The 17,377-nt window shown below is 37.2% G+C and carries 16 protein-coding genes; 8 read left to right on the top strand and 8 right to left on the bottom strand.

The window, feature by feature from the left end; translation table 11 throughout:
- Nucleotides 1–133: 133 nt before the first annotated feature.
- The 3 genes from D9782_RS06930 to D9782_RS06920 all read left to right on the top strand — a co-directional run bounded on the left by D9782_RS06930 (nt 134) and on the right by D9782_RS06920 (nt 2,585).
- The gene (locus D9782_RS06930; protein ID WP_026680062.1) at nt 134–943 is read left to right on the top strand and encodes a helix-turn-helix transcriptional regulator; all 810 of its coding nucleotides are present in this window, start codon (nt 134–136) and stop codon (nt 941–943) included.
- Nucleotides 944–1,214: 271 nt separating this feature from the next.
- Nucleotides 1,215–2,129, top strand: a complete 915-nt coding sequence (locus D9782_RS06925) for a hypothetical protein (protein WP_121605836.1) — start codon at nt 1,215–1,217, stop codon at nt 2,127–2,129.
- 21 nt (nt 2,130–2,150) lie between these two features.
- Entirely contained in the window at nt 2,151–2,585 is a 435-nt protein-coding gene (locus D9782_RS06920) for a VOC family protein (RefSeq protein WP_026680060.1), read from the top strand.
- A gap of 76 nt (nt 2,586–2,661) precedes the next feature.
- Here D9782_RS06920 and D9782_RS06915 read toward each other — a convergent pair whose 3' ends face one another.
- On the bottom strand, nt 2,662–3,528 hold the full coding sequence (locus D9782_RS06915; protein WP_121604378.1) for an aminoglycoside 6-adenylyltransferase: 867 nt from the start codon (nt 3,526–3,528) through the stop codon (nt 2,662–2,664).
- A 139-nt stretch (nt 3,529–3,667) separates the two neighbouring features.
- Between D9782_RS06915 and D9782_RS06910 the strand changes: the two genes are divergently transcribed.
- The 3 genes from D9782_RS06910 to D9782_RS06900 are packed head-to-tail and all read left to right on the top strand — an operon-like array spanning nt 3,668 to nt 7,033.
- Nucleotides 3,668–4,609: an AAA family ATPase gene (locus D9782_RS06910; protein WP_026680058.1), complete on the top strand. Its 942-nt coding sequence runs from the start codon at nt 3,668–3,670 to the stop codon at nt 4,607–4,609.
- Nucleotides 4,610–4,611: 2 nt separating this feature from the next.
- Nucleotides 4,612–5,811, top strand: coding sequence for a DUF58 domain-containing protein (locus D9782_RS06905; protein ID WP_026680057.1), 1,200 nt, complete (start codon nt 4,612–4,614; stop codon nt 5,809–5,811).
- A gap of 13 nt (nt 5,812–5,824) precedes the next feature.
- Complete coding sequence (locus D9782_RS06900) at nt 5,825–7,033, top strand: DUF4129 domain-containing protein (protein ID WP_026680056.1); 1,209 nt, start codon at nt 5,825–5,827, stop codon at nt 7,031–7,033.
- Between the two features lie 420 nt (nt 7,034–7,453).
- On the opposite strand, the gene D9782_RS06895 is transcribed toward D9782_RS06900, so the two are convergent.
- From D9782_RS06895 to D9782_RS06885, 3 genes are all read right to left on the bottom strand, one after another.
- Nucleotides 7,454–8,533 (bottom strand): saccharopine dehydrogenase family protein, encoded by a 1,080-nt coding sequence (locus D9782_RS06895; RefSeq protein ID WP_026680055.1) that lies wholly within the window; start codon nt 8,531–8,533, stop codon nt 7,454–7,456.
- A gap of 31 nt (nt 8,534–8,564) precedes the next feature.
- The gene (locus D9782_RS06890; RefSeq protein WP_026680054.1) at nt 8,565–9,473 is read right to left on the bottom strand and encodes a DMT family transporter; all 909 of its coding nucleotides are present in this window, start codon (nt 9,471–9,473) and stop codon (nt 8,565–8,567) included.
- Between the two features lie 149 nt (nt 9,474–9,622).
- Entirely contained in the window at nt 9,623–10,084 is a 462-nt protein-coding gene (locus tag D9782_RS06885) for a MarR family winged helix-turn-helix transcriptional regulator (protein ID WP_026680053.1), read from the bottom strand.
- Nucleotides 10,085–10,568: 484 nt separating this feature from the next.
- Here D9782_RS06885 and D9782_RS06880 point away from each other — a divergent pair, with 484 nt between their 5' ends.
- Nucleotides 10,569–12,113: an ABC-F family ATP-binding cassette domain-containing protein gene (locus tag D9782_RS06880; RefSeq protein WP_026680052.1), complete on the top strand. Its 1,545-nt coding sequence runs from the start codon at nt 10,569–10,571 to the stop codon at nt 12,111–12,113.
- 570 nt (nt 12,114–12,683) lie between these two features.
- Here the strand turns inward: D9782_RS06880 and D9782_RS06875 are convergent.
- Complete coding sequence (locus tag D9782_RS06875) at nt 12,684–13,232, bottom strand: Rossmann-fold NAD(P)-binding domain-containing protein (RefSeq protein WP_162986346.1); 549 nt, start codon at nt 13,230–13,232, stop codon at nt 12,684–12,686.
- A 19-nt stretch (nt 13,233–13,251) separates the two neighbouring features.
- On the bottom strand, nt 13,252–14,019 hold the full coding sequence (locus D9782_RS06870; protein ID WP_121604376.1) for a GNAT family N-acetyltransferase: 768 nt from the start codon (nt 14,017–14,019) through the stop codon (nt 13,252–13,254).
- A 373-nt stretch (nt 14,020–14,392) separates the two neighbouring features.
- Between D9782_RS06870 and D9782_RS22760 the strand changes: the two genes are divergently transcribed.
- Entirely contained in the window at nt 14,393–14,545 is a 153-nt protein-coding gene (locus tag D9782_RS22760; RefSeq protein WP_162986344.1) for a hypothetical protein, read from the top strand.
- 175 nt (nt 14,546–14,720) lie between these two features.
- On the opposite strand, the gene D9782_RS06860 is transcribed toward D9782_RS22760, so the two are convergent.
- Together D9782_RS06860 and D9782_RS06855 are read right to left on the bottom strand one after the other, a co-directional pair.
- Entirely contained in the window at nt 14,721–16,154 is a 1,434-nt protein-coding gene (locus D9782_RS06860) for a dihydrolipoyl dehydrogenase family protein (RefSeq protein ID WP_121604374.1), read from the bottom strand.
- Nucleotides 16,155–17,366 (bottom strand): dihydrolipoamide acetyltransferase family protein, encoded by a 1,212-nt coding sequence (locus D9782_RS06855; RefSeq protein WP_026680048.1) that lies wholly within the window; start codon nt 17,364–17,366, stop codon nt 16,155–16,157. It lies immediately after the preceding gene.
- Nucleotides 17,367–17,377 lie beyond the last annotated feature (11 nt).

The raw sequence follows: 17,377 nt of genomic DNA, 5'->3' as shown, positions 1-17,377 counted from the left end.
AGGAAATATTAAGTTACCTTCTCTTTCCTAGCTAAGCTAGCATGGAACTATATAGAGATACGGTATATAATAGAGCAAAATCGAATCATGAAGTTGTCCTATCTGCGAATTATTCCTTAGAGAGGGAAATAACATGCGAAATTATTATCCTTTACAACCACCAATCTTTGAAAAGAGCCTAGGAAACCCAAACTATCAATATCAAGAATATTTACCTAGTAAGCTTTTATCTGATTATGTTGTATGTTACTGGTCTGTCCATTACCATCCGTTAGATACCTATCCATTACATCGAATTGTTCCAGACGGCTGTATCGATATTATATTCGACCTTCAATCAACTTCCTTAGCAAAGGGCTCCTTTGCTGTCGGCTTAATGACCACATTTGAAACAATGAAACTCAGGCAAAAACAAAACCTGTTAGGAATTCGTTTTTATGCAGATACGGCACGCCGATTTATTATGTATCCTCCCGCCGAATTAATGGATACCCAAGTACTTCTTGAGGATATATGGGGGCAGGAGGCTTCGCTTTTGCAGGAAGATTTGCTATTGTCGAAAAACCTTCCAGAGAAAATTAACAAAATTGAAATGAAGTTAGTAAAGCTTTTATCAAAAAATACACATCGCACAGATTTATTACTAGAAACAAGTATGCAATACTTGTTTACAAATCTGGGTATCTTCCCCATACGCACACTAGCAGAAAAGACCCATTTTAGTGAAAGAACGATTAGAAGGGTCTTCAAGAAGGAATTAGGTGTCAGTCCTAAAGCATTTTCTAATATTATTCGATTTCAAAGTTCATTAAAAGAACTACATGATAATCCCTCATCGTTATCTAACATAGCAGCAAATTATGGTTATTACGATCAATCGCATTATATTCATCAATTCAAACGTCATTACGGCCAGTCACCGAAGCAGATTCTATTAAAATAAAGGAAGACTTCAATCCTTGGGGATTTTATTTATTCCCCAAGGATTGGTAGTACCACAAGGGTATGCCCTAAAGGCTCTAGAACCAATCGGACATTTACTGGCAATTGATTCCACACTTAGCCTTATTGGTTTCACTTTATTCCCTGAAGTAGGGGGCTTACTGCCAGTTATATGCGGGGTAAAACTTAGATTCGATTGTCCGTTTTTTACAATAACGTACATTCATTCTTATGCTATTATGTGTTTACCACAATATAAAGGAGTGAACACGATGACAAAAAAAATGGATATAAGTTCTTTCAAGCTCGCTCAACATTTTATGAAAAATCATGCAAGACCACTTGAACGAGCACTTTATGAATACGAGTTTGAAGCTACTAATTATAAAAAAGCACTCCAAGAATTAATTGCTTTTCAAAATCCAGATGGAGGTTTTGGTCATGGACTGGAACCAGATCTTCGCTGTAATGAATCCTCTGCATTAGCAACGACATATGCACTTGGAATACTTGGGGAATTACCTGCATTCGAGGAAAAAAAGAATGTTGTTTGCCAAGCACTTGACTACTTTATCACTTCTTATCAAGATGATCATACGGGATGGGATATAATTCCAGTCGAGGCAGAGCGATCCCCACGTGCAATCTGGTGGCAATATGGTGTATTCTCCGACAATTGGGGTAATCCAAATGCAGATATTGTAGGTTTCTTCATACAATATCGGGACCTAGTAACTTACGAAAAACTTGATATGCTCATTGATTATGCAATTCAGCATTTATTAGAGACCTGTGATTTAGCAGAGATGCATGAACTTTTCTGTTACCTTCGCTTATACGAACAGCTTAAGCTAAATACGAAGAAACGTACAAAAATCGAGGATAGGCTACAGCGCTTTATTAATAATTGTGTCATTGCAGATCCTGCAAAGAGAGAAGGATATGTGGCAGGACCATTACAAATTATTGATTCGCCCAAATCAACACATTATCGTAAATTCGCCAATATACTTCCAATGGAACTAGATCATCTAATAGGTCAACAGGCAACCGATGGCGCATGGGCACCTAACTGGGAATGGCACCAATATGAAAACGATTGGCCCATAGCAGAAAAAGAATGGAAAGGCATACTCACATTACAAGCATTACGAATATTAAGGAATTTTAAGTATCTTCCTATATAATTTGTTCTGGAGGTAGGAAATATGAAACCATCTATAACTGTTCTTACATTGGGCGTAGATGATCTAGAACGCTCACTTCAATTCTATCGGGACGGCCTTGGACTACCTACAGAAGGCATTGTTGGTAGTGAGTTTGAGCATGGGGCAGTTGCTTTTTTTGAATTGCAGGCAGGAATAAAGCTCGCTATCTGGAAACGAACGGATATTGCACACGAAGCCAAGATAGAACTAGGTGAACCGAGTTCAACAGAATGTACAATTGGACATAATACTAAAAGTCGTGAAGAGGTTGATGAAGTTATGGAACAAGCTAAAAATGCAGGTGCTATCATAACAGACCCTGCTCACGATACATTTTGGGGTGGTTATTCTGGTCACTTTCAAGATCCTGATGGGCACCTTTGGGAAATTGTTTGGAATCCAGCATGGGAATTGGAATATAACCGATATGAGTAAATTTATGGCAGAGCTAAGAGCTGTCCAATGACAGCTCTATACCTAAACATGAAATTATTCCTTTCCGTGTGCATTCTTAAATTTCAGTGGCATCATTAGGCAATTTCTTTACATGTTGTAGAAATTCGAGCACTTGTTGTGCTTCTTGACGAGGATATGTAAAATCATATACGTTTGCCACCAGCTGTGATGTTTTTTCAAACAACTCACACATCACAAACAATGCTCGCCAGCATGAATCATTGTTCCCTTCAGGATATGTTTGTAATAACTGATACCACGTATCTTCCTGCAAGTATCGCTTTAAATATTTACCGTTTTTTCCAACACTTATCTTAAAGTTTGTTTCTATTCCGACATGCCACTCTAACATTTTACGTAGCATCGATCGAACAAGATTCATATGACCCATCGCATAAAGCATTTCGCAACGCCATAACCCTTTTGCCACATAAGTTGTTACCCACCAAAATTCGTTGCAACAGTCAGCGAAGAATGCAGCTGTTGGTGGCTTTACCCAATAATCCTGATCGGTTGGAAATGGTAGTTCTGAGATACGATTATCTTTATCTAACACTATCTTCGTTAACGAATCTTCATTTAGATAAATTTCCATCTCCTCAATGGGTACTAATGTAAGATCAATTCGATTACCATCGGTAAATAACATTAAATAGGAAAATCGATTTCCCAATTCTGGAGGAAACAGCTTCATATCTTCAGGTGTTTGCATAATTATCCGTTCACCAAACACATCAATCCAACCTGTGTCTTTCATAAAAGATTGTATGTCATTTACTAAAAAAGCAATATCATAATCCATAAATGGATCGACTGGTGCATTCGCATTTGTACGCGAACCATTCATTCCTACAGCACGTATACGATTATCCGCTTTAGCAACAGCTAATACTAGATTCATTATTTGATCCACAGAACGCAACTTATCTCCTCCATTCTAAAATACTTTAAGTATAACATCTTTCGTTTAAATAGTTAGAAAATATGGAAAAAAGAAGTTTAGTAGTGGTATAATAGTCTCAGTTTAATTTTTTGGATTCTATCACTCGGAGGTACATAATATGATCGAAAAAGTAAACAGAGCAAAAGAAATACTAAACCAAGTTATTATCGGACAAGAAAAAGTCGTTCATCTTATCTTTGTTTCATTATTGGCAAAGGGACACATCTTGCTGGAGAGTACGCCTGGTTCTGGTAAAACAAAACTTGCTAAGTCCTTTTCCAAAATAAGTAATGTGGATTTCAAGCGTGTTCAATTTACCCCAGATGTTTTGCCTAGCGACATTACTGGTATCCAATTCTTTAATCCAAAGTCACAGTCATTTGAAATGAGGATTGGCCCCATCCAGACTAATGTATTACTAGTGGATGAAATTAATCGTGCCACTCCTCGTACGCAATCAAGTCTATTGGAAGTCATGGAAGAACAACAAACAACCATTGAGGGAGAAACCATTCATATAAATTCTCCTTTTCTCGTAATTGCAACACAGAATCCAATTGAATCGAATCAAGGTACTTTCCCGTTACCCGAGGCCCAATTAGATCGTTTTTTAATGAAGATTCCTTTACAATACCCAACAGCAAATCAGGAGAAAAGCATTTTGTCTACAAATCAGTTGAATGACCCAATTGACAATATTCAACCGTTGTTACAAGCAGAAGAAATAATTAAGATGCAACGGGAAATTATGCACGTAGAAGTATCAGATGTCGTGAAGGATTACTTATTAGAGATTATTCAGGAAACGAGAACCCACCCTGATAGTATACTAGGTGCAAGCACACGTGGAGCACTAGCCTTTATGCGAGCAGCCCAAGCACATGCTTATTTACAAGCTCGAAATTTTGTTAATCCTCAGGATATAAAAGAGTTGGCACCATATATACTTTCACATCGAATGATGCTTACACTAGAAGGGTCGATTAAAAAATCTAGCCAAGATGTTCTGTACGAAATCTTAGGACAGGTTAACGTACCTGTGGAATTGGAGTCTCACTAATTATGCAATGGCAAATAAACACTACTGATAACAAAGTGAAAATACGAGGACTGTTAATTATTTTAACTCTCATACTGGTTATCCTAAGTGTTTGGATAAAACAGCCTTTTATCTTCATGTTCGCTGGAATGATCTTATTGCTTATCTTTCTCGGATTGATCTATGATAGGAATATTGCAAAGGGACTTATCATAGAGAATCCTAAAAGAACACTCCGCTTAACAGAGGGAGAAGAAGCCACTATTGAAATTGTACTAAAAAACAAGTCTTTCCTTCCCTATTTTAACGGTACATTCGAGATGCAAACAAACCAAAAGGTAGCTGGAACAAACAAGGAAATAGCAGCAGAAAGAATGAGACGCATTTCCTTTCGTGTGCCCTTTGTATTAAAAGGGAAAAGTTCTGTTAAGCTAGCTATACCGATTAAAGCGATGGAACGTGGTGTCACAGGTGTTTCTAATGTTGGTATCGTATTTCCTCACCTCCTGAATTTTGAAGCTATACACTTGACGTACCTTCAAAAATATCAAACAGAGATTATTATCTATCCAACCCCATTGCCCGTACATGGAATGGAAAGCTTTAAACAGATGACATTCGGAAACCAGGCGACCTTATTGTCGCCATTTGAGGATCTCCTTCACCCGCTCGGCACTAGGGATTATATACCGTCAGATTCCTTTTCTCGAGTACATTGGAAGGCATCAGCCAAAAGAAACAAATTACAAACTAAAATATATGAACGCAACCGTAATATTTCATGGACCATTTTTGTCAATATTTCCTTGACTTCGCAAATTGGCAATCGCTATACCAGTGGAGATCTAGAGTCCATCATTTCAAAAGCAGCTTTCCTTTGCCAAAGTATTACCGAGCAAGGGTATCCTTTCTCCATTTATATTAATTTGAAACAGTATGGGAATAAACCCTACCATGTTGAGTTAAATCAAGGTAATAATCAGCTAAAAAAAGTATGGGAAATGCTTGCCCGTGTAGATGGAGTAACTTCTAATATAATGAAAATGGAGGAAGTGCTGCATCAGGCTACAACAAAAATGGCAGATTCAAATTTAATTGTCTTCGTTGGTGAAATCACATCAGCTAGTGAATTACTCATTCGAAAATGGAATACACAAGGCAAGAGGTGTTATTTTATTGCAGGATCAGAGGAGAGTAACACCCTCCAACAAATTCCCAAATGAGGGGTTTTAAAACATGTGGATAAAAACTAAAATGACAAAATACTATCAGTTATTCTATGAAGGAATTCTTTTGTACTTTATTTTAGTCCCTTTTTTTGTACAGTCTGCTTTTCCCGTCCCTTCATGGAGTTTCATTATTGCGGTAGTACTGCTCATCATCATTCAGACTACACTTAGTAAATTTATGAACAATCAAATCTTCTTTATTGTTTCAATCAGTATAAACTGGGCAATATTAGTGTTGATATTTTCGTATCCTATTTTAATTAGCCTTGCTTTTTCGCTATATATGACGTGGAGATTTTTCAAACATCAACAAGTCCCTGATGTACAAAACCAGATTCATATAATCACATGGTTAGCTTTCTTTTTTCTGATTGATTCCGTTTGGTTTTTTGACACTACTCACTTCTGGATGGCAGCTGTACTATTATTCATTCTAATTGCTGGGTATGTTTCAAGTCATATTCAAGCCAGTCAGCAGCAGTCCCTCAGTTCCTTACAATATATCGTCGGAATTTTCATTGCAATTTCAATCATCAGCGTTACCTTGTTCTTTATGTTTTATGGAGTAGTACCAGTAATTAGCTTCCTTTGGTTTGGTATAAGCCAAGTAATTGTTTTCATCGGTACTATCTTCGCAAATGGTATAGACATAGCCGGATTCGACCCTGAATTCTTTCAAAACAACAAAAAAGAAAATTACGAAGAAATGGTAGCAAAAATGGCAGAAGAGGATAATCCGTTCGAAGCATTAAAAAATTTAGCAGCTGACGGAGGGCAATCATCTTACCCTTGGCTTTGGCTAATCGGCGTAACTTTGGGAGCAATTTTAGTTATTTCCCTGTTTTTATACTATCGTAAGAAACCTGTTTTTACGTACAAACAGGAAAATATACCGCCGTTTACCTCCACTCCTTTAGATAGTAAAGAGAAAAATGCAAATAAAAAGAAAGGTCGATTTCTGACGCCATTTCGTACAAATTCACTTGATCAAGTTCGTCAGCAGATACTAAAATTTGAAAAAAAAGCACAGAAAAAAGGTATTGGAAGAAAGCCGACCGAAACAATCGAAGAATGGTTTCAACGTTTAGGCGTACAGCATGCACCACTTTATCTTTATCAAGCCGTACGGTATGGCGGTAATCATTTAACAGATAAAGAAAGAAAAACATTTGAAGCGCATTTACAGAAGCTTCAATCAGATCTGGCTTTAGACTAATCTTTGTCAACAATCTGTTTTGCAGCTCCTATAGGAACAAAAATCGACAGAAACGAGTATAAAAGTGCCCAAACACAGCGAAGCGGTTCCGGAAATATACTTCGTATTCCTCTGGCGGCTGTCAGCCCTCCCCTTGCTAGGCAATACATCGCAAGCAGAAAAAAGCGCTCGTCTTTTCTAGGAGTCTACATATAGTTCCGGGCTAGTACATTGTGTTTTGGAATGGACCATTTTAGTTATGTCCCGTTCCCTTTTCAAAAAAAGCTGTTAAAATACTAGATTTGAATTGGTTATACACAAGCACTATTATTTTCTACAGTAAGCTCATGCTAAGGACGACATCTTCTGCTTGCAAAATATTATTTTTCTGTTGCTTTCTACTTCTGATATGACTGGTTATAGCTATTGGTAGCCTTTAAATTAACTATTATTTCTATATTCAGTTATACGAACATGGGGTGCTATGACATCTGGATAGAATGAATCTATGTCAAAAAGCTCTTCCAGATGATAGATTCCATTCAATCCTTTCATAGTGTATAGTTTTTCTGTAAGCTTAGCTGCTATCTTAGCAGTTAACAAAGCTTCTTGCCGACCTTGAATGCTACACTCCGCTTTCACTCTTTTACCACTAACCTCTCCAAATGCATCGATTTTCAATGCATATAACTCCTTTCCCCATCTGATTTTACTGAAAAGCCATACCATCACTTTTCGTATAGATTGATATTTTATTAAACGAAATATTCCTACTCGTTTAAGTAACATGATTACATACGTTATAACTTTGGAATCAAAGCATAGTCGAGTAGATACAGTGGGTATCTGCAAGGTATGAGGAAGGGAATTTTGATCTGAAAAATAAAAACGATATCCCTTTCTTTCTCCAAGCTCCTTACCAAAATATGTAGTTTTCCCACTGCTAAATGTGTCCACATTGACCTTTTCCCAATTTGAATAAACCTGAAATCTTGTATTCAGATTATCTATTGTCCATTCAATCGCTGCCCTACCATGTCGATCTCCCAATCCTAGCATGACATATATATCCATTTCCTCTGTATTATCTAGGTAGCTTTTTGTATGACGAGCTAATAGATTTGTAAGTCCTGGGGCTAAACCAACGCTTAACACTGCAGCTGTTTTATGATTCATTGCTTCTGTTTGTAGTTCTTCGATACGCGATAGGAATGAATGATTTGCAGAAATATCAATATAATCTACGTTATTTGCAAAGCAAGCCTGTATGAAACCTGTATCTTTTTGATCAAGGCACATTACTACTATCCTTACTGTTTCAAATAAATCTGATGGTAACGACTTTGTTATATCTAATTCAAGAGGTATCACCGAGCCATTTGTTGTACTGCAAAATTCTCTTGCTTTACTAAAGCTTCTTCCAGCGGCGATTACTTTGTCAGGATATAAATTCCCCAGCTGTTGGCAAATCAATCTTCCTACATGGCCATACCCACCTACGACAAGTATATGGTCCTTCATATTGTTTCTTCCTTTCTCTTTTATAAAATGGCTAGATATGAATTACAATGAGTACTGTTCCAAGGAACATCATTGTTATGGTTATCCAAGTATACTTGGTAACTGAATCAATCCCTCTAAAAATTACTGTGGTTAGGAATATAGTTAGTATTGGTTCAGCAGCGGCAATAACACTTACATATGAAACCTGCATTCTTTGAGTTGCTAGGAAGAAGAACAACGGACCTATACTTGTTAATACACCAGAAATAAGGTAGTAAGGATTAATTACCCTAACATTTTTCTTTATATTAGTAATAAACTCTCCACGAATGGATTGATAACAAATAACGAAAACTAAAGAAGCCAGTGTCCCCACCCATACACCAAAAAAAGCATCATTCATTTCGATTAAACCTTGTTTTCTAATTCCTTGGCCAACTCCGAAGATCAAGGCAGAGAATACCGCTAATCCAAATCCCATATACGAATACCTTTTTGGATCGCGTTGATGTTTCGATGCTTCTATCCTATTCAATCGAAACCCCTCATTTAATACTCCCGCAAGTAATAGAACCATACCAATTCCCGGTAATAATGTAATCTCTTCATTAAGAAAAATGAGAGCAAATATAGTTGTAAAAATAGGAGTAGAATTTCGAATAGCAGAAGCCTTCGATGGACCAATATAGGAAATACTTGAAAACAATGTTAGCCTACCTATTCCAGTAGTACACAATCCCGCAAGTAAAAAGAAGAAGAAAGCTTCCCATGAAAAATGAAAGTCCCACCCCCTTAACCCCATTACAATGAAACAAAGAACACCTAATAAAATTACATTTATCAGAACTGTTATAAACAAGCCGTTATCACTATGAGGAGCTCGCTTTATTCCTTTCTTTACAACTACATTGTTAACAGCAAACATAAAGGCTGATAAAATAGCAAAAATAACACCCATAGTATACTCCTCCTTTAAAAATAAGATTGAATTAAAAGACACACCATGTAGTCTTAAAATGGACCCGCAAGTTTTTTAGTTTAGCTTCTAAACTAAATGTTTAAAAAAATTGCAATCAGCAGTTTTTGATTGCCACTGATTGCTCGTGACTATTCACCATCATTTTCTTCGTTTAATATACTCGTAAATGTTTTTACACATTTTTCAAAAATGGCGATTTCGTCTGAACTTAATTGTTCTCTCAGCTTTCGATAAAAATTCTGATGCAGTCTCCTATGTGCCTGATATGCTACTACTCCCTTTTCTGTTAATGAAATCTCTACAGCCCTTGAATCCTCAGGGTGTGGGGTTCGACACACAATCCCCTTCTTCTCTAAACGCCCTACAACCTGTGTAATTGCACCTTTTGTCACTCCCAGTCGATCAGCCAATTGACTCATTAGTATATTTCTGTCTTCTCCAATTGCATCTACTGCATGAATCTCACTTGGAGTCAAAGTACCCGCATCACTGAAGGTTCGAGGATTACGTTCCAGGCGTCGAAGTTGAAAGATTAACTTACCAATACTATGGCTACTATCCTCTAATTGCTTATAATTATTATTCTTCATACCAATTAGTATAGATACTAAACTAAATAAATGCAACTATTACCCATAATTATATTTTTAAAGGTCATGTTAATAATCACAAAGTGAGAACCTAGTTTTTGTCTAGCCTATCTAACCTAAAACCCTAAACCAACGTCTCCCATAATACTACAACTAGGCTTGCGTTTGAGAACCAATCGTGGTAATCTGGATGTACTATGATTAAAGGAGTGAAGGTTATTTATGTTTTTATCTGCTGTGCTTCAACTTGCTATTGCCTAAATACGGGATACGTATGCCCATTTTTAGCAAGCCAATCGCAAGTTACAAGCAGCGGATAAACACCTGAACTCATTGGATAACCATGGTGTATACTTTTTAAGTATTTACCATTTATACACTGGGCAGGGCGTCCATACGCTCTGTCCAGTTTTTGTTTCTTATGGTATATCCCTCCTTGTACTTGCTGGCTTTTAGATAAAATTAACAAGGAGCGAAAGGTATTATGAGTTTATTAGATGTAAATGCTTTGACACATGGTTACGGAGATAAAATAGTATTAAAAGATGTATCATTTCGCCTGTTAAAAGGGGAACATATCGGGTTAGTTGGACCAAATGGCGCAGGCAAATCTACCCTCTTTCAACTGTTAACTGGAGAATTAATTGCTGATGAGGGAACCATCGAATGGCATCCTAAAGCACATATCGGTAATCTCGAGCAACATATTCATTTAACTTCTGGAACTAGTATTCGTCTATTTCTACAAGGAGCATTTCAAACATTATTTGATGCAGAGAAGGAAATGGAAGACCTTAGTGAACAAATGGCGAATCCTCATACTGATAATTTGGATAACATATTGAAACGGTATAGTGAACTACAAACCTTGCTCGATCAACATGATTTTTATACCATTCCAGCTTCTATCGAAGAAGTTGCTGCAGGACTCGGACTAACCCAATTAGGACTAGATAGAGATGTGAGTATGTTAAGTGGTGGACAGCGTACTAAATTATTACTTGCTAAGCTGCTTTTACAGAAGCCCGATGTACTTTTGCTTGATGAGCCAACAAACTATTTAGATACTGCACATATCGATTGGTTAACCAATTATTTACAAGCGTATCCCTATGCATTTATCCTAATCACACATGATACTCATTTTATGAATGAGGTCGTTCAGGTGATCTATCATTTAGAACATAAAAACTTAACAAGATACACAGGAAACTATCAACAATTTTCAGCGGCCTATGCATTAAGAAGGCGACAAATTCATTTACAATATGAAAAACAACAAGCAGAGATTCAAAAGCTTGAAACATATGTACAAAAAAATAAAGCACGCGCATCGACTGCCAAGATGGCAAAAAGTCGGGAAAAAAAGCTACAAAAAATGGAACGTCTGGATAAACCGACAAATAATCCCAAACCAATGTTTTCATTTACCGTATCTCACCAACCAGTCAATAAATTACTGCAAACTGAAAATCTACAAATCGGCTATGATAAACCATTGTTTTCCAATGTAAATTTAAAATTGGAGCGTGGTGAAAAAGTAGCGCTTGTTGGACATAATGGAATTGGAAAAACAACCACATTAAAAACATTACTTGGTGAGTTAACAGCACTAGATGGTTCCATTACCATCGGCGAGAGGGTTTTACCAGCATATTTCGAGCAGGAAATGCCGTCCATTGCCAAAACTACTGCATTAGAAACAATTTGGTCAGCTTTTCCACACTTAACACAAAAGGAAGTACGACAAAACCTTGCAAGATGCGGACTCAAAACCGAACATATCTTCCAACCACTCTCTTCACTTAGTGGAGGGGAACAAACAAAGGTCCGTTTATGTAAATTAATGTTAGCAAAGAGTAATTTCCTCATTTTGGATGAACCAACGAATCATTTAGATGTTGTAACAAAGCAAGCACTTCAGGAAGCACTAGAAAACTATACGGGAAGTGTTATTCTTGTATCCCATGAACCTACATTTTATGAAAATTGGATAACACAAGTATGGAACATGGAGCAGTGGAGATAACACATTTGCAATGATTTGCTATTAAGGAAACATCACTCGCATGAGAGCTAAGCTGACTAATGACCGTTGACATGTTATGTATTGACAATTAAAAACAAAAACTCCCAGCTAAGAACAGAAGCAGAGACAAAAGAATGAAGAAACAATAAAAAGCGAAAAGATAATTAGTTTAAATTAATTATCTTTTCGCTTTTTGATTAAAATCATTCATTTAGCACCCGAAATAAGCGAGACTCCGGCGGGAATAGCAGGCGTCCGAAGATCCACGTGGTAACATGTTTTTCTTCACCAAGTTAGCTGGGGCCGCGCCCGTGGAAAGCGCGTATAGTTTCACGGTGTGGTAATGATACTCCTATTGATAATATGATTATTCGTATTTTGAGTAAAGACGTTGTGTTTTGTCCCAGCCCCTTTTCGATTCTAAACTAAGTTATTTGCATTTAATAAGTCTCATAAGCACCCACACTGATTACTAAAATAAGTATTCCCCTAACATGTCATATAAAAACAACTATCTTCCTGTATATCTAGACACTCAAGTTTTAAATTATTACTCCCCACTACTTATGGTCATTTGTCACTAGGCTCTACCTGTCCAACAATATGTAACATTGTATTTCTTTCCTGCTGAATACCTTCGATAACACCTTGGCTTATCTCTTGATTTGTCAGCCATCTTGAATAGTTGCTTACGACCTTAAAGCCCAATTGTATTTGGCGATACTGACAATTTGCTGGCACATATAAATAATCCTTTATTCGTTCACTATCTGCACTACTATTAATGATATGAAAGAGCTGCCAATCCGATAATTGATCAGTAACTACTTTAATGATTGATTTTAATGTTTCTTTGGCATCTGACCTTACCCAAGCAACGACTTGTTGTATCAGACCGAGCATCAAAATTGCTGTTTTAAGTTGTTCCTCTAGTTTCTCTATTTGCCGATAATTAACATAGATCGGATATATATGTTTCTGCTGTTTAGTAGAATGCTTTATACGTTTTACTTTTTCTTCCTCTCTAGCAATCACAGAAACATAGTTTGACTGATTAGCATACCAGCTCACTACATCTGCTAGCATCCCTGTTCCGCCTACTACCAAAACATGTTTCATGGAATGATTTCCCTCCAGGTTATTCATCTTTTTTTAGATCAACCTTTTGTACTTCATATTGGAATCCGAGATAACGATAATTTTGGCGAATATACATTTCTCTCGGAGTATCCTCACCATCAGCAACTAATATAATGGTTTTATTAGGGAATTGATCCATTACAAACTTTTGTAATCGCTGAGCAATTCCCTTTTTACGAAATGCCTGGTGCACGTGTAACCCATCGATTTCAGCAGTATCTTCTTTTATGATTACTTCCAACGAACCGACAGCTGTACCCTGATAATATGACATAATTTGCATAAACGTTTCATCTTGAAAATGCCGTCGATATAGAGCAGGTTTTGCCTTTGCAAATTCTTCACCGAATTCTAAATCCTGTTCATATTGTACCTGTAAATAGTCATCGAAGTTTACTTCCGATACGATTCGTATCGTAATATCGAGATGATTATCTGTAATAGGAAATTGTTCTGGTTGAATAGCATATAACTCTAAATAACCATACTCAAAAGATTGATGATGAAAAAACTGAATTAATTCTTCTGATGGCTTACGATTTTCAGGAAAATAAAACTTAACATGCTTCTGTCCATTTTTCTGGTGAAATTCCTTCAAATACGTTGCTGCCTCTATAAACTCTTGTAGCGTGGGCATTCGATGAAATTGAAGATAATTACTATCATATTGAATTAACATCTCTGGGTTATGATAATGCGAATACAATTCAGTTCCCACTACCAGGTGACTTTCCGTATAAATATCATTAAAGCTTATTTTTCGCATCTCTTTTCTCCTAACAATCCCTATTTTTCCTTACGTTAAAAAAAGTGAAACTTCAATCAGTGGGGTTTTGTTTATCCCCCACGGATTGTTCGTACCACAAGAGTATGACCTAAAGGCCTTTGAACTAATCGGACATTTACTGGCAGCAATCGATCCCCAACTTACCCATATTGGTTTCACTTTATTCCTTGAAGTGGGGGTCTTACTGCCAGTTGTATGCGAGATAAATCACAATATCTATTATACAAAAATAATCATACAGTTTGATAAAATTATTGACTACCTATAGAATCAAGTTAACTTGAGACTCCTATTCATTTAGCTATCTTAAAGTGAAACTTCAATCAGGGAGGGTTTATTTATCCTCCACGGATTGTTCGTACCACAAGAGTATGACCTAAAAGCCTTTGATCCAATCGGACATTTGCTGGCAGCAGTTGATCCCCAACTTACCCATATTGGTTTCACTTTATTCCTTGAAGTGGGGGTCTTACTGCCGGTTGTATGCGGGATAACAAAAGCGTAAGTACCCAATTAGAAACGTAGCGACTAGAGCGAGTCAACGGAGATAAAGGAATCACGGTGTTATAATTTCCTATACAATAAAAAACCGACTCCCTGCAAAAGCCAGAGCCAGCCAATTTTTATCTTGTTTATTTCATTATAATCTAGCTATCTTATAACTAGAGAACCCTTTTGCTTTATTTACTTTTTTCTAGCTGGCTTTCTACAGGTTTCATATGAATAGCGCTATCCGACAATCCCTCCATTGCTTCAAGCAATATCTCATTATAACTAGGATGAGGATATAAGGGGAATCTTAAGTCTTCATCTCTTCCAGCCATTTCTAAAGCGGTGATTCCAGAACCGATTAATTCTATTGCATTCGCACCGATTGTATGAACGCCTAGTAGTAGATCCGAATTATTATCTTTTATAACCTTTGCTACGCCACTTTTTTGATTCGAAATCATTGCATAACTATTTCCACTATAGCTAAATTGACTTGTTTTTACTTGAAACCCCTGTTCTTTCGCTTCTTCTTCTGTTAACCCAACTGTAGCTATCGGAGGAACACTGCGAACAATGGTAGGCATCATCGTTAGATCAACCTCACTTGGCTTCCCAGCAATAATTTCCGCTGCAACCTTACCTTGTTTCATTGCCTTTGTCGCTGAAAATGTTCCACCAGTAACATCACCAATAGCAAATATCGATGGAACCGAAGTCCTCAATTGTTTATCTACTTGTATAAATCCATGATCCGAACATTTAACCCCCAGTCTATTAAGCTCCAGTGAAGTAGTTGCTGGCTGCAATGCTGTTGCCATATAAAGATGTGTACCTGAAAGAGATATCTCCTTTTGATTATTCTTCAGTAATCCCACCTGGACATAATTCGAATCCGAGCTTACCTTTTCTAATTGATATCCCCTATAGACTTTTATTTTGTCCTTCTTTAGAACTCGCCTTAATTCACGATTAATCGTATGGTCAAATGAAAAATCCTTGTTATCAAGCACCATCGAAACAGCAGATCCTAGCTTATGAAAACTGCATGCTACCTCTAAAGCATAAGCATCACTACCATAAACAATCAGCTCCTCTGGCACTTCATTCAATTCATATACAGTATGACCAACCAAAATCCGATCGTTTTCACCTATTGTGGATGGCATTACAGCAGTACTGCCAGTAGCTATGATTGCCTGATTAAAATCAAACAGTTCAAAACGATGCCCTAATTCCACACCAATTCGATTATCGTTAATGAAATTTGCCCTTCCACGAATAATTTCTACTTTATTTGCCTGACATAAATTCTCAACCCCGGATCTCAATCGCTGGATGATCTGATCTTTATACGAAATTAATTGAGCAAAGTCTACAGCTGGTGTTCCTACACATATGCCAAATGATTGGAAGTCTGCTACAGAAGCCACTTGCTGGGCAGCATGGCTGAAAACTTTTGAAGGTATACACCCTCTATTTAAACAAGTACCACCAAGCTGGTCCTGTTCAATTACGGTTACCTGGATTCCTAGCTGGGCTGCACGAATAGCTGCATTATAACCTCCTGGTCCTCCACCTATGATTATTAATTCGCGGTGCTCTGCAAATTCTCCTACTACCAATTAGATCAACTCCAATAATAACTTGTTTGGGTTTTCAACTAATTCAATAAATCGATTTGTAAAGGCAATCGATTGAGCCCCATCGATAACCCGATGATCAAATGACACGGATATATTCATTATCGAACGAATTGCTATTTCATCATCATCCAAGACAATGGGCATTCTTTTTGTCTTATAAAATGTCATTATGCTAGTCTGTGGATGATTAATAATTGGGGTAGCTCCTGTACCACCAAGTGGGCCCACATTATTAACAGTAAAGGTACCATGCTTCATGTCGCCTGCTGTTAATTTCCCTTCTCTTGCTTTTATGGTTAATTCCTTCATCTGCTTGTTAATCGTTCGAATGGATTTCTGATCTACATCATAAATGACCGGAACTAATAACCCTGCTTCTGTGTTTGTAGCTATCCCCATATGGTAATCGGTTAAAAGTCGGATAACCTCATTTTCCTCATCTAATCTTGCATTAAATAGCTGATGCTCTTTTAAACAAATAACCGTTGCTTTAACCAGAAATGCAGCGAGGGAAATACTATCTCCTGATAGCTTTAACGTCTTTCTAAGCTCATTAAGGTTCGTCACATCTACTTCATCAAAATGGGTAACATGTGGAATTGTCAGCAAGGAATGGCTGACTTTAGTCGCAATTTGCTTTCGGATGCCTTTGAAAGGAATCGTTGTGCCCTCAGCATCCTCCCTTATACCGGTATGTGATTCCCCTTGATTATCGTTGCAAGCATTTGACTGGTTGCTGAATCGATAGACATCTTCCTCTAAGACGCGCCCAGCTGGACCACTTCCCTTAATCTGTTCAATATCAATACCTAGCTCCCTAGCAATCTTTCTCGTATAAGGAGCTGCTAATATTCGATTATAGGGATTACGGAATGAATTTTGACTATCTAAAGCTGATGCTGCCCCTTCATCCACCAATACTTGCTGTTCAGCTTTCGTTGTGATTACAGCATCTTTGCCTGTATCAATTTCCATTATTACGGTGCCAACCGTTACAATATCTCCAGTTGCATAATAGATTGATTTAATCTTTCCTGCTGAAGGTGCAGGAATCTCAGCAACCATTTTATCTGTCTGTAACTCTACAAGCGGCTGATCTACCTCTACTTCATCACCTACATCAACAAAGTAATGAATAATTTCACCCTCATTCATTCCTTCACCAATATCCGTAAATTTTATTTGAACCACCAGCTCACCTC

This window comes from Virgibacillus sp. Bac332 (assembly GCF_003667785.1).
Taxonomy (GTDB): Bacteria; Bacillota; Bacilli; order Bacillales; family Amphibacillaceae; genus Virgibacillus; species Virgibacillus salarius.
The sequence above is the reverse complement of the archived record's forward strand: the minus strand, read 5'-3'. Positions and strand labels throughout refer to the sequence as shown.